A 13,550-nucleotide genomic window follows, 5' to 3' on the forward strand; every position below is an offset into this window, starting at 1 on the left:
TGCTGCGAATCGCATAGCCTGTCAACAACGGGGGAGGGTGACGTGACGGTGCAGGGACGCGAAACGACGGATGGCACGGTGGGCCGCACGCTGGCCGTGCTGGACCTGGTCGCCGCCTTCGGCCGCCCCGTCCGCTTTGCCGAGATCCTGCCCGTCGCGGGCCTTCCCAAGGCGACGCTGTACCGGTTCCTGCAGGCGCTGACCCATCAGGACATGCTGGCCTATGACGAGGACCGCCAGACCTATGCGCCCGGCATGCGGCTGGTGCGGTTGGCCCATTCGGCCTGGGCGCAGTCCAGCCTGGCGCCCTTGGCGCAGCAGGTCCTGGACCGCCTGGCGGTCGATCTGGGCCAGACCATCCACCTGGCGCAGCTGGACAACGGCGCCGTCCTCTATGTGGACAAGCGCAACGCCAAGCTTCCGGTCGAGATGTTCGCCCAGTCCGGCAAGGTGGGCCCGGCCTATTGCACGGGCGTGGGCAAGGCGATGCTGGCCCATCTGCCCGAGGACAAGCTGGCCGCGGCCCTGTCGCGGCAGTCCTTCCACGCGCACACGCCCAACACGCTGACCACGCCAGACGCCCTGCGCGACGAGCTGGTCCGCATCCGCCAGCGCGGCTATGCGCTGGACGACGAGGAACACGAGACCGGCATCGCCTGCCTTGCCGCCCCCATCTTGTCGGGGACCGGGCGCATCCTGGGCGCGATCTCGGTGACGACCACGACGGCCACGACCAGCCGCGACCAGCTTCTGTCGCTGGCAGGCCCCGTGACCCAGGCTGCGGCGCAGATCGCCGCGACCGCCGACACCTGGCGGTTCCCCGAACACAAGCAAGCATGAGGTTGCCATGTCCGGCGTCCAGCTAAGCCGCGTCACCAAGGATTTCGGCCCCGTGCGGGTCATCCACGGCGTCGATCTGCAAGTCAGGCAGGGAGAGTTCTGCGTTTTCGTTGGCCCCTCGGGCTGCGGGAAATCGACCCTGCTGCGCATGATCGCGGGGCTGGAGGAGACCAGCGCCGGCCAGATCATGATCGAGAACCAGGACGTCACCGATGCCGACCCGGCCGACCGGGGCGTGGCGATGGTGTTCCAGACCTATGCGCTGTACCCGCACATGACGGTCGCGCAGAACATGGGCTTCGGGCTGAAGATGAACGGCCATCCCAAGGCCCAGATCGCCACCAAGGTGGCCGAGGCGGCCCGCATCCTGAAGCTCGACCCGCTGCTGGACCGCAAGCCCGCCAACCTGTCGGGCGGCCAGCGTCAGCGCGTGGCCATCGGCCGCGCCATCGTGCGCGGCCCCAAGGTGTTCCTGTTCGACGAGCCGCTGTCGAACCTTGACGCTGAACTGCGCGTCGAGATGCGGGCCGAGATCGCGCGCCTGCACCGCGAGCTGGGCGCGACGATGATCTATGTCACCCATGACCAGGTCGAGGCGATGACCATGGCCGACAAGATCGTCGTGCTGCGGTCGGGCCGCATCGAGCAGGTCGGCAGCCCGATGGAGCTGTACGACGATCCCGACAACCGCTTTGTCGCGGGCTTCATCGGCAGCCCGGCGATGAACTTCGTGGCCGGGCGCGTGCAGGGTGGCCAGGTCGTCACCCCGGCCTTTGACGCGCCGCTGGACCGCCACGGTCCCACCCTGACCGAGGGGCGCGCGGTCGAGATCGGGCTGCGTCCCGACGCGCTAACGCTGACGCCGCAGGGCCCCTTCCGCATCGACCTGGCCGAGAACCTGGGCGGGACGACCTATGCCCATCTGCGCGCCCCGACCGGAGAGAAGCTGATCGTGCAGACGACGCAGCGGCTGGACCCGGCCGGCGGCGGCAGCGTGCGCCTGAGCTTCGACGCGGCGGATGCGTTCTTCTTCGACGCGGACAGCGGGCAGCGGCTGAGATGAGCCTGCGCATCGGACTCGTGGGCCTGGGCACCATCGCGCGTGCGCAGCACCTGCCCGCCATTGCCGCGACGGACGGCCTGACGCTGACCGCCATCGCCAGCCGCAACGCCACGCTGGAAGGCGTCGCCAACCACCGCGACGTGACGCAGATGCTGGGCGATGTGGACGCGGTGTCGCTGTGCACCCCGCCGCAGGCGCGGTTCGATCAGGCCATGGCGGTGCTGCGCGCGGGCCGCCACCTGATGCTGGAGAAACCCCCTGGCGCGACCCTATCCGAGATGGCCGTCCTTGAGGCCGAGGCCGCGCGCCAGGGCGTGACCATCCACGCCACCTGGCACTCGCGTGAGGCCGCGGCGGTGGACGCGGCCCGCGACTGGCTGGCCACGACCCGAATCCGCGCCGTCCGCATCGACTGGTGCGAGGATGTGCGGAAATGGCATCCCGGGCAGGAGTGGATCTGGCAGCCCGGCGGCTTGGGCGTCTTTGATCCCGGCATCAACGCGCTGTCGATCCTGACGGCGCTGATCCCCGGCGTGCGGCTGGTCGGCGCCGACCTGCACATCCCCACGAACCGCCAGACCCCCATCGCCGCCGATCTGAGCCTGGAGGCGGGCCATCCCATCGCCGCGCATTTCGACTGGCGCGTGACGGGGGATGAGACCTGGCAGATCGCCTTCGACACCGATGCCGGCCCCGCGACCCTGTCCGAAGGCGGCGCGCGCTTCACCGCGCCGGGCCTGGAGACCCTGGGTGAGAACCGCGAATATGCCCGCCTTTACGCCCGCTTCCGCGATCTGGTCGCGGCGGGCGGCAGCGATCTGGATCTGGCGCCGCTGCGGCTGGTCGCCGATGCCTTCCTGACGGGCCGCCAGCACGCGGCCCCTGCCTTCGAGGACCACCCATGAAAATCACCGCCATCGAGACCTTCATCGTTCCGCCCCGCTGGTGCTTCGTCAAGATCAGCACGGATGAGGGCATCAGCGGTTGGGGCGAACCCGTCCTGGAAGGCCGCGCTGCCTCCGTCGCCGCCTGCGTCGAGGAGCTGTCGGATTACCTGATCGGCCGCGACCCCCGCCTGATCCAGGATCATTGGACGGTGATGTATCGCGCGGGCTTCTATCGCGGCGGCGGCATCCACATGTCGGCCATCGCGGGGATCGACCAGGCGCTGTGGGACATCAAGGGCAAGGATCTGGGCGTGCCGGTCCATGCCCTGCTGGGCGGCCAGCAGCGCGACCGCATCCGCGTCTACAGCTGGATCGGCGGCGACCGTCCGGGCGACACGGCGCGGATGGCGCGCGATTGCGGCGACCGCGGCTTTACCGCCGTCAAGATGAACGGCACCGAGGAGATGCAGTTCGTCGACAGCCACGCCAAGGTCGATCAGGTCCTGGAGCGCGTGCAGGCCATCCGCGAGGAGATGGGCCCCGATTTCGGCATCGGCATCGACTTCCACGGTCGGGTGCATCGTCCGATGGCCAAGGTGCTGGCGCGTGAGCTGGAGCCCTTCCGCCTGATGTTCATCGAGGAGCCGGTCCTGTCCGAACATGCCGAGGCGCTGCGCGAGATCGCCAATCACTGCTCGACCCCCATCGCTCTGGGCGAACGCCTCTACACGCGGTGGGATTTCAAGGCGATCCTGCAGGGCGGTTTCGTCGATATCATCCAGCCCGATCCCAGCCATGCGGGCGGCATCACCGAGACCTATCGCATCGCCGCCATGGCCGAGGCGCATGACGTGGCCCTGGCGCTGCACTGCCCGCTTGGCCCCATCGCGCTGGCCGCGAACCTGCAGCTGGATGCGGTCTGCTACAACGCCTTCATCCAGGAACAGTCGCTTGGCATCCATTACAATCAGGGCAGCGACCTGCTGGATTATCTGACCGACCCGTCGGTCTTTGCCTATGACGACGGCTTCGTCGCGATCCCGCAGGGGCCGGGTCTGGGCATCGAGGTGAACGAGGACAAGGTCCGCCAGCTGGCCGCCGAAGGGCACCGCTGGCGCAACCCCGTCTGGCGCCATGCCGACGGCAGCTTTGCGGAGTGGTGATCATGCGGACCGTCCAGAAACTGAACCCCGGCTGGATCTTTGCCGAAGGCGCGGCCGATCCTGCCGCGCCGCTGTCGGGCGCGTCGGTCACGCTGCCGCATAACGCGGTTGACCTGCCGCTGAGCTATTTCGACGAGACCTGCTATCAGCGCGCCTTCACCTATCAGCGCGTGATCGCGTGGGATGACGCATGGGCGGGCCGCCGGGTGCAGTTGCGCTTTGACGGGGCGATGGCCGATAACGTGGTCTGGGTGAACGGCGTGCAGGTCGTGGCCCATCCCGACGGCTATACCCCCTTCGTGGCCGACCTGACCGACCATCTGCGCCCTGGCGACAACCGGGTCACGGTGCGGATCGACGGGTCGGAAAACCCCGCCATCCCGCCCTTCGGCGCGCAGATCGACTATCTTACCTATGCGGGCATCTATCGCGATGTCTGGCTGATGGTGCTGCCCGAACGGCACCTGACCAATGCCCGCATCCTGACGCCCGACGCGCTGGCGGACGCGAAAACTGTCGTGATCCGCCCCGAGGTCACCGCCCCCGGCCCGGTCCGCGCCCGGCTGCTGGACGGCGACCGTGAGATTGCCGTCGTGGAGGGCGAGGGGGAGCTGACCCTGTCGGGCCTGACCGGCCTGTCGCTGTGGTCCACCGAGAACCCGCAGCTTTACACGGTCGAGTTGACCCTTCCCGACAGCGGTGACGTGACCACGCATCGCTTCGGCTTCCGCACCGCGGAGTGGACGCCGCAGGGGTTCGTGCTGAACGGCCAGCCGATGACGCTGCGCGGGTTGAACCGGCATCAAAGCTGGGCCCATCAGGGCTATGCCGCGGGCCGTCATGCGCAAGAACGCGACGCCGAGATCGTGCGGTTCGATCTGGGCTGCAACATGGTGCGTACCTCGCATTACCCGCAGAGCCCATGGTTCCTGGACCGCTGCGACGAGATCGGGCTGCTGGTCTTCGAGGAGATCCCGGGCTGGCAGCATATCGGCGATCAGGCGTGGCAGGATCGCAGCGTGGAGAATGTCCGCGCGATGATCACCCGCGACTGGAACCACCCCAGCATCGTCATCTGGGGCATTCGCATCAACGAAAGCCCGGACAACCACGATTTCTATGTCCGCACCAACGCGCTGGCGCGCGAGCTGGACCCGACGCGCGCGACCGGGGGCGTGCGCTGCATCACCGACAGCGAGATGCTGGAGGACGTCTATACGATGAACGACTTCATCCTGGACGAATCCGAACTGCCGCTGATCAACCGCCCGCGCACGGCGCTGCGGTCCGTGGCCGAGGTCACCGGGATCAAGAAGCCGGTGCCCTATCTGGTCACCGAATATAACGGCCACATGTTCCCGACCAAGGCGCAGGATCCCGAACTGCGTCAGATGGAGCACGTGATCCGTCACCTGGAGGTGCTGAACGCCGCCCATGGCGATGCGGGCATCGCGGGGTCGATCGGATGGTGCATGTTCGATTACAACACGCACAAGGATTTCGGCGCGGGCGACCGCATCTGCCATCACGGCGTCATGGACATCTGGCGCGAACCGAAATTCGCGGCCCATGCCTATGCCAGCCAGAAGCCACCGTCGGAAGGCATCGTGATGGAGCCGGTCACCTTCTGGGCACGGGGCGAACGCAACATCGGCGGCGTCCTGCCGCTGATCGTGCTGACCAACTGCGACGAGGTCGAATTCGAATGCGCAGGCGTCACCCGCCGCGTCGGCCCCGACCGAGAGCGGTTCCCCCATCTGCTGCATCCGCCGGTCATCATCGACCACCGCCATATCAGCGCCGAGGAGCTGGGCCAGTGGGGCATGAGCTGGCATCCGGGCCGCATCACCGGCTGGCTGAACGGCGAACAGGTCACGCTGCGCGACTATGTGGCCGACCCGCTGCCCACCACGCTGCAGATTGCGCCCGACCGCGACACGCTGCCTGCGGATGCGGATATCGACCTGCGGGTGATGCTGCGAGCGCTGGACCAGGCGGGCAACCGGCTGCCCTTCCTGGATGCAGGCATCGCGGTGACGGTGGACGGCCCCGCGCGCCTGATCGGGCCTGACCTGCGGATGCTGCAGGGGGGAACCACGGGCATGCTGCTGCGCCTGACGGGCGAGGCGGGGACGATCCGCATCACCGCCCGCCATCCGCAGTTTGCGGAGGCCGTGGCCACCGTCACGGTCGGCTAGGTGCGGTCTAGCAGATAGCGCGTCTCGGTCCGCCAGACGGTGCCGGGACGCAGGATCGTGGGCGGAAAGTCGGGGCGGTTCGGGGCGTCGGGCCATTCCTGCGCCTCGAACGCGACGGCGGATTGGGGGCGGGCGGTCTGGCCGGGGTGGCCGGCAAGGCCCGTCTGCGGGAAATGGCCGCCGTCATAGACCTGCAGCCCGGGCGCCGTCGTCAGCACCCGCAGGCGCAGGTCAGGCGCGGTCAGGCTGGCCACCTGCCGCAAGGGGCCATGCCCGTCGGCCAGGCACCAGCAATGGTCCAGCCCCGCATCTCCAAGCGGCCGGGCCGTGCGGAAATCGAACCGCGTGCCTGTTACCGGGGCCGGGGCGTCGGGCAGGGGGATCAGCGCATCGTCCACAGGCAGATAGCGGTCGGCATCGATCTGCAGCATCTGGTCCGCGGCCCCATCGGGCGACAGCGTCCAATAGCCGTGATGCGTTAGGTTGCAGGGCGTCGGACGCGTGGCCGTCGCCTGCAGCGCGACGCTGAGTGACGCCGTGCCGTCGTGATCGCCAAGCGACAGGGTCGCCAGGGCCTGCATCGCGCCGGGAAAGCCCATCTCTCCGTCGGTGAAATCGAGGGCCAGGGTCACGGCATCGGGCGCGGCGCGCGTGATGCGCCACAGGCGGACCGATGCCCCCTCGGTGCCGCCATGCAGGCAGTTCGGCCCTTCGTTCGCGTCAAGATCATGAACCCGGCCCGACAGGCGGATGCGCGCACCCGCGATGCGGTTGGCATAACGCCCGACCAGCGCGCCCACATGGCGGAACGGATCCGTCAGATAGGTCGCGGGGTCTGGATGTCCCAGAACCAGCGGATGGTCGATCGCGTCCAGGCGCAGGTCCTGGACGATGCCGCCAAGCGTCAGCACGCGCGCGCGCAACCGTCCCGCCTGCAGGTCAACGGCCTGCACCCTGCGCCCGTCGGGCAGTTGTCCCATGTCGATCATCGCATCCCCCCTTTGGGCGCGATCAGACCGCGCCCCGCCGGGGAAGGCAAGATCACCCGCGACGCGCCTCGGCCTTTGCCAGCTTGTCCTCGACCCGGCGGAAGGCGGCCAGCAGTTCACCCTTGAACTGGCCGGGTTCGAATTCGCGCAGGCCCGAATGGGCCGCACACAGCCAGCGCAGATCGCGCGTCAGTCCCGCAAGCCCCTGCAGCCAGTCACGAAAGTCGCGAACTGCCCCGGCCTGCGGCAGCAGCGCCTGCGGCAGTGTCGGGTGCAGGAACACGCGCGGGTTGGGGAAGACGCCTCGCAGCAGGCGCGGGACCGGCATCAGGTTGATCGTGTCATCGACATGCAGCGTCCGGCTGGCCGGGTGCCACGCCAGCAGCGATCCGGCATGGACGCGTTCGTTCCGGCTGACATAATCGATCCCGCGGGGAAGCAAGAACGTCAGGTCATCCGCGAACATGTCCTGAACCTCGGGCGATTCGACGGGTTCGGGACGCCAGTTCAGGTCCGGGTGGCGCAGGCGGTGGCGGTGAGACCCGAATAGCGCCGCGTCGGGAAAATCGCGGGCGGTGGCGGCGCAATGCAGGGTGTGGAACGGATGCAGGTTCAGAACCGCCTGAACCGCGCGGCCGCCATCGGTCAGGTCCATGACCGTATCGCGGATCGCGCCCGACAGGGGATAGCTGTCCAGCATCACGAAGCGGCCTGTCCGCAGCCGGACCAGCGACGCCTGCGTGCCGACGTTCAGGACGCCGCCGATGCGCAGGTCGCCCCGGATCGACCAGAAGCCCTGCCCAAGATCGTGGATCGATTCCGTCATGACTGCGTCCTATGCGCCGGGGGGTGTGCCGAAGTCGCGCCCGGCGGGTTCTGCCTGGCGTGTCTTGCCGCAGATCTGGCGCAGGGCGGCCTTCAGCCCCTCCTCCAGCGTGGGATGGTAGAAGGGCATGGTCAGCAACCCCGTCGCCGTGGCGCCAGACTGCACCGACCATGCCAGAAGATGCGCCAGATGATCGCCGCCCGGACAGCACAAATCTGCGCCGCTGAGCCGCCCCTGGGCATCGGCGTAAAGGGTCACGGCACCTTCGGCACGCGCCTCGGTCCGGGCACGGCCCTGGTCGGAATAGTCGCTGCGACCGCTGATGACCCCGTCGCCCGGCCCGGTCCCGACCGAGGCCAGCGGCGGGTCGGTGAAGGTCAGCGCGAATGCCGGGCTGCGCTCTCCCGGGGTGACCTTCGGATAGGTCGCGGCATTGGTTCCGGCGATGGCACCCTCGGTCGATGCTTCGTGCAGCAGGGGCACATCGGCATTTGCGTCGCCCGCCATGAAGACGGGCGCGTCGCCGCATTGCATCGTGGTGCGGTCGAAGACCGGGGTTCCGTGATCGTCCAGCGCCAGCCCCGATGCATCCAGGTCCAGGCCCTTCAGGTTGGGCGGACGGCCGACGGCGACCAGCACGTGGCTGAACACCTGATCCCCCGCCGCGTCGCCCGTCCAGGACAGCTTGATCCCGCCGTCAACGGCCGAGGCTGTCGTCTCCACCCCCAGGCACAGGGTCACGTCGCGCGCGATGGCGTCCTGCAGCGCGTCATGGACGACATCGCAGCGGGCCTTGCCAAGCCGGGTGCCCTGGTCGAACAAAGTGACCGGCACGCCAAGGCGACCCATCGCCTGCGCCAGTTCCAGGCCGATCGGCCCACCGCCGATCACCGCCAGGCTGTCGGGAAGGTCGGGCAGCTCGAAGATGGTCTCGTTCGTCAGGATACGGGGGCCGAGATTGCGGAAGGGTTCGGGGATCTGGGCCTGCGACCCGGTGGCGATCACCACGGCGCGGGCCTGCACGCGGCGGCCGTCGTCCAGCATCAACTCGCTTGGCCCGATGAACCGGGCGCGGGCGCGCACGGCGGTGCCTTCGGGCAGGTCGTCAAAGGTTTCACGGGTGAAGTCGACGAACCGGTCGCGTTCCGCGCGCACGCGGGCCATGACCGCCGGTCCGTCGATCACCGGGTCACCCGGATGAACGCCGAAGACGGGCGCGCGCCGCGCCGCGTGGGCCGCATGGGATGCCGCGATCAACAGCTTGGACGGCATGCAGCCGGTATTGGCGCACAGCGTTCCGCGAAACTCGGGGTCGATCAGCAGGGTCCGGGCCCCCGCCTTGCGCGCGGCGCGTTCGGCGGCGATGCCCGCGGTGCCCGCGCCGATCACGGCCACGTCGCAGGTCAGGTCGGTTTCGGCCGGGTCGCGGCGGTCGGTTGTGGGGGACATGGACACCTTGAGGGGTTGCTGTCCCCATCAACCGACCAGACGCCCGCGCGTTCCCTTGCCCGTGTCAGATGTTCTGCGCGGCGGCCAGGCCCTTGGCGATGATCGGCCCCGTCGGGCGCCCGGTGGGCGATCCGCCCTCTGGCTCCAGCGTGATTTCGTAAAGCTGCGCGTCGGCGGGGACGGGCAGGTCCGGACCCGCCAGCGTGGTCGCGCGCGGCCCGTCCAGCACGCCCAGGGATTGCGGCCCCATCTCGCGCGAGGGCAGGGTCCAGGCCTGGATCGAGAAGCCCTGCGGCACGTCGACATCGGAGACGAAGCGGATCTGGGCCGTGTCGTCGCCGTAATCCTCGATGATGGCGCGGGGCTGGCCCTGATCGTCCAGCAGCACGGCCACCACCTGCGGCGCGGGCGCGGGACGCTGCATCGCGCCGCCGAACCCAAGGACCAACCCCAGCACCAGCGAGGCGGCCAGCCCCGCCAGCCAGCGCATCGGCGCGCGGGGCAGGTTGGCCGCGACCGGGGCCACGGTCGGATCCGCGGACAGGGGCGTGTTCGGCGCGGCGTCCTGCGGCGTGCGTGCGATGATGTCCTGCAGCCGCGCGGCGAAACCCGGCGGCAGGGCCAGGGCCTCGGCCGACAGGTCCAGCGGCAGCAACTGTTCGCGCAGACGGGCGACATGGGCAGCCAGGGCCGGGTCGGCGGCGATCAGCGCCTCGAACAGTTCGGCCTCGGTCGGCGACATCAGCCCCATGACATAGTCGTCGGCAAAGGCGATCACGTCGTCCTGGAACACTGAACTCATGACAAACACTCCCGCAGCGAGGCCAGGCCCCGCCGGATCCACGATTTCGCGGTGCCAAGCGGAACCCCCTGGCGGGCAGAGATCTCTCCGTGGCTGTAACCCGCGACATGCGCAAGCAGGATCGCGCGCCGCGCCGGATCGTCCAGCGCGTCCAGGCATTCGCCAAGCCGCCCCTTTCCGGCCAACAGCTTCCAGTCGTCGTCATGGCACATGTCCTGGCGGGCGTCCTGCATGCGCGTCAGCTCGTCCGGGGACAGGCTGGACAGGCGCTTGCCGTCGCGCAGGATCGTCAGGCAGCGGTTGCGCAGCACCGCATAGATCCAGCCGCGGGCCGTGCCCTCTCCCTGGCGCTGCTGGGCGGCCTTGCGCCAGATCAGCACCATCGCGTCCTGCAGCGCCTCCTCGGCCAGGTCATGGCGGATCAGGATGCGGCGCGCGACGCCCAGCAGCTGCGACCCCTCGATGTCCAGGATCGCGTCGATGCCCTCGGGGCGGCCTTCGGCACAGGCGGTCAGGGCCCGGTCAAGCTGGCGGCTGCGCTGTCTTGTGTCGTCGGTCACGAAACCTCCCCTTGTCGCACGGCCATCCTGCCGCGATCGGGGGGGCGGTTGCAACCGCGCGCGGGCACTTTCGGCGCGCCCGCCGAATTTGCGGGGGTCGAATTATTTTTGCATCCGGTTTCGCGGATGCCGCGTCATCGGGTCAAGGACGGCGAAGACCGCCGCCTGTGACAGAAGCTGAACCGAAAGGAACATCCCCATGTTTCGCATTGCTGCATTCTCAACCTCTGCTCTTGCGCTGTCCATTTCGGCGGCGGCTGCCGCGACCGGCGTCGGCCTGACCGACGACCGCACCCTGGTCATGTTCGACACCGAGACGCTGGAAGTCACCGGCACCATGGATGTCGAGGGCGTGGACCGCCTGCTGGGCATCGACCTGCGCCCGTCGAACAACACGCTGGTAGGCGTGACGGATGACATGCGCATCGTCACCATCGACACGGCGACCGGCGCCGCCACCGACCTGTCCACCATGGACACGCCGCTTGAGGTGGGCGACATGCCCGTGATCGTCGACTTCAACCCGATGGCCGACCGCCTGCGCTTCATGACCGGCACCACGAACCACCGCGTGAACGTGGACACCGGAGAGGTCACCGTCGACGGCAGCCTGAACTGGGTGGCCGAAGACGAGAATTCCGAGGCCAGCCCGATGATCGCCGCTGCGGCCTATATCAACAGCTATGGCACCCCCGAGGCGACCGCGATGTACAACATCGATTCGGGCCTGGGTGCATTGCTGCAGCAGACCGCCCCGAATGACGGCACGCTGGCCACCATCGGCATGCTGAACGTCGAGAACCCGGGCGAGATGATGGCGTTCGACGTCCAGACCGATGCCGAAGGCGCCAACATGGCGTGGCTGGTGACGAACAACACCATCCATTCCGTCGACCTGGAAACCGGCGCGGCCACCGCGGCCGGAGAGATCGCGGCCGATGGCCAGATCCGCGACCTGGCGGTCCTGCCCGCGATGTGACGACCCCGCGCCGGGCCCCTGCGGCCTGGCGCATCCCCTGTCCGCGGCTAGGCGATCAGAACCGGCAGCATCGACAGGACCATGATTCCCGCCATCGCCATGTTGAACAGGCGCAGCCGGTCCGGCGCGTCGATCATCCGTGCGATCCGCGCGCCCGCCACGACCCACGGCAGATGGCAGGGCAGCCCCACGGCCGCGAATGCCAAGGCCACCGGCAGCGGACCGCCAAGCGCCGCGCCATAGGTCGCCAGCGCGGCCAGCACCATCGCCCAGGCCTTGGGGTTCACCCATTGGAACGCGGCCGCCTGCCACAGCCCGACGGGACGTCCGGCGACCTTGGCCTGCGACGGGCGGGCCTGTGCGATCTTCCACGCCAGCCACAGGACATAGGCCAGCCCCGCGGCCTGCATCACGCGCCGCAGGCCGGAATGGGCCTGCACTGCGGGGGCCAGCCCGGCGCCCAGGACCAGCACCATCGCCGCAAAGCCCACCATGATCCCGGCCATGTGCCGCCAGCTGCCGCGCAGGCCCACCGTCGCACCCGACGCCATCAGCATCGCATTGTTCGGCCCCGGCGTGATCGTCGTGACCGCCGCAAACCCCACCAACCCGATCAGCGCATCCATTCGCCGCCTCCTGTCCTGCGTTCGTCCCATCCTGGCACGCGGGCGCTGGTGGATGTCCGCAATCCGCGCGATGATGACGGCGTTTGTGCAGGAAAAGCCCATCATGGACGCGATTGACGACAAGATCCTGCGCATCCTGCGAAAGGATGGCCGGATCACCCATCAGGCCCTGGCCGAACGGGTCGGTATGTCCGCCTCCACCTGCCAGCGGCGGGTCGAGGCGATGGAGCGGCAGGGCATCATCGCCGGCTATCGCGCCGTGCTGGGCGATGCCGCGCGACAGGTCGGTTTCGCGGCCTTCGTGCTGGTGGGTCTGGGACGGCATACCGCGCGGGTCCAACAGGCGTTCGAGGCGCGCTGTGCCGCCGCGCCGCAGGTCGTCGAATGCCACAACATCACCGGCACGGTCGAATACCTGCTGCGCGTCGAATGCCGTGACCTGGCCAGCTACAAGCAGTTTCACCACGAGGTGTTGGGCGGCTTTCCTGACCTGACCACGATCGTCACCCATGTCATCGTCGGCACGTCAAAGGACGACCGGGCGTAAGACAGTCGTTGCATAACTCTGGTTATTCACTGCTTGGATGCGGCCCGTCCGGTCAGGACGGACGCCTGACCATCAGCAATTCGTCCACCTCCTGTCCCGCATCGATCAGCGCGGCAGGGATCCGGCCGGTCTGGACAAAGCCATGCCGTAGATAGAACCGGATGGCGGCCGTGTTGTGGTGGTTCACCGCCAGCTCGATCTGTCGCAGCCCTGTGACGGTCGCAAAATCCATGACAGCGCGCAGCAGCTCATCCGCTGCCCCCGTTCCCCGCAGGTCCTGGCGCAGATAGACCATGATCAGCGTCGCCCGATGCGATCGCCGTTCGCCCCGCTGCGGCAGCAGGCCCATGATCCCGACCGGGTCCTGTCCCCGGAAGGTGGCAAAGACGGGATGCGTCATCCGGCCGACCCATTCGTCATCGGTCAGGCCGGACCAGTCGGCCTCGGTATTGGCAAAGGCGGTGGGCGCCAGGCGCAACGACTCCAGCCGGATGGCCTTGAAGGCGGACAGGTCGCCCGGACCCAGCTTGGCGATGCGCATGTCGGACATGTCGGCCTCCGGTTCCCAAGGCATCAGCATTCACGGACCTCGCGGCGGGTGCAAGGCCGCGTCGCTTGACG

Annotated in this window: 14 protein-coding genes; 7 read left to right on the forward strand and 7 right to left on the reverse strand. The window is 68.6% G+C overall.

From position 1 onward, the window contains the following. Positions 1-48: 48 nt before the first annotated feature. The 5 genes from GBO37_RS01320 to GBO37_RS01340 are packed head-to-tail and all read left to right on the forward strand — an operon-like array spanning position 49 to position 6,151. The gene (locus GBO37_RS01320; RefSeq protein ID WP_127899557.1) at positions 49-840 is read left to right on the forward strand and encodes an IclR family transcriptional regulator; all 792 of its coding nucleotides are present in this window, start codon (positions 49-51) and stop codon (positions 838-840) included. 7 nt (positions 841-847) lie between these two features. Next, positions 848-1,903, forward strand: a complete 1,056-nt coding sequence (locus GBO37_RS01325; protein WP_252926653.1) for an ABC transporter ATP-binding protein — start codon at positions 848-850, stop codon at positions 1,901-1,903. Continuing rightward, entirely contained in the window at positions 1,900-2,808 is a 909-nt protein-coding gene (locus GBO37_RS01330) for a Gfo/Idh/MocA family protein (protein ID WP_252926655.1), read from the forward strand. The genes GBO37_RS01325 and GBO37_RS01330 overlap by 4 nt, the downstream gene beginning before the upstream one ends. Beyond that, on the forward strand, positions 2,805-3,953 hold the full coding sequence (dgoD, locus tag GBO37_RS01335) for a galactonate dehydratase (RefSeq protein ID WP_252926657.1): 1,149 nt from the start codon (positions 2,805-2,807) through the stop codon (positions 3,951-3,953). The genes GBO37_RS01330 and dgoD overlap by 4 nt, the downstream gene beginning before the upstream one ends. A 2-nt stretch (positions 3,954-3,955) precedes the next feature. After that, on the forward strand, positions 3,956-6,151 hold the full coding sequence (locus GBO37_RS01340) for a glycoside hydrolase family 2 protein (RefSeq protein WP_252926659.1): 2,196 nt from the start codon (positions 3,956-3,958) through the stop codon (positions 6,149-6,151). Here GBO37_RS01340 and GBO37_RS01345 read toward each other — a convergent pair. From GBO37_RS01345 to GBO37_RS01365, 5 genes are all read right to left on the reverse strand, one after another. Further along, the gene (locus GBO37_RS01345) at positions 6,148-7,140 is read right to left on the reverse strand and encodes an aldose epimerase family protein (protein WP_252926660.1); all 993 of its coding nucleotides are present in this window, start codon (positions 7,138-7,140) and stop codon (positions 6,148-6,150) included. The two genes, GBO37_RS01340 and GBO37_RS01345, sit on opposite strands and share 4 nt — an antisense overlap. Positions 7,141-7,192: 52 nt before the next feature. Continuing rightward, on the reverse strand, positions 7,193-7,966 hold the full coding sequence (locus tag GBO37_RS01350) for a hypothetical protein (protein WP_252926661.1): 774 nt from the start codon (positions 7,964-7,966) through the stop codon (positions 7,193-7,195). Positions 7,967-7,975: 9 nt separating this feature from the next. Then, the gene (locus GBO37_RS01355; protein ID WP_252926662.1) at positions 7,976-9,415 is read right to left on the reverse strand and encodes a dihydrolipoyl dehydrogenase; all 1,440 of its coding nucleotides are present in this window, start codon (positions 9,413-9,415) and stop codon (positions 7,976-7,978) included. 64 nt (positions 9,416-9,479) lie between these two features. Continuing rightward, positions 9,480-10,217: an anti-sigma factor domain-containing protein gene (locus tag GBO37_RS01360; protein ID WP_252926663.1), complete on the reverse strand. Its 738-nt coding sequence runs from the start codon at positions 10,215-10,217 to the stop codon at positions 9,480-9,482. Continuing rightward, on the reverse strand, positions 10,214-10,777 hold the full coding sequence (locus tag GBO37_RS01365) for a sigma-70 family RNA polymerase sigma factor (RefSeq protein ID WP_252926664.1): 564 nt from the start codon (positions 10,775-10,777) through the stop codon (positions 10,214-10,216). Before GBO37_RS01365 ends, GBO37_RS01360 begins: the two co-directional genes overlap by 4 nt. 199 nt (positions 10,778-10,976) lie before the next feature. On the opposite strand from GBO37_RS01365, the gene GBO37_RS01370 reads away from it, so the two are divergent. Further along, entirely contained in the window at positions 10,977-11,756 is a 780-nt protein-coding gene (locus GBO37_RS01370) for a DUF4394 domain-containing protein (protein ID WP_045983425.1), read from the forward strand. A gap of 47 nt (positions 11,757-11,803) precedes the next feature. On the opposite strand, the gene GBO37_RS01375 is transcribed toward GBO37_RS01370, so the two are convergent. Then, the gene (locus GBO37_RS01375) at positions 11,804-12,382 is read right to left on the reverse strand and encodes a LysE family translocator (protein ID WP_252926665.1); all 579 of its coding nucleotides are present in this window, start codon (positions 12,380-12,382) and stop codon (positions 11,804-11,806) included. A 103-nt stretch (positions 12,383-12,485) separates the two neighbouring features. Here GBO37_RS01375 and GBO37_RS01380 point away from each other — a divergent pair, with 103 nt between their 5' ends. Beyond that, positions 12,486-12,929, forward strand: a complete 444-nt coding sequence (locus tag GBO37_RS01380; RefSeq protein ID WP_240542565.1) for an Lrp/AsnC family transcriptional regulator — start codon at positions 12,486-12,488, stop codon at positions 12,927-12,929. Between the two features lie 52 nt (positions 12,930-12,981). On the opposite strand, the gene GBO37_RS01385 is transcribed toward GBO37_RS01380, so the two are convergent. Then, positions 12,982-13,509: a GNAT family N-acetyltransferase gene (locus tag GBO37_RS01385; protein ID WP_244297768.1), complete on the reverse strand. Its 528-nt coding sequence runs from the start codon at positions 13,507-13,509 to the stop codon at positions 12,982-12,984. Between the last annotated feature and the right edge of the window lie 41 nt (positions 13,510-13,550).

Origin of the sequence: Paracoccus sp. 08, from assembly GCF_024105395.1 — a bacterium.
GTDB lineage: Bacteria > Pseudomonadota > Alphaproteobacteria > Rhodobacterales > Rhodobacteraceae > Paracoccus > Paracoccus marcusii.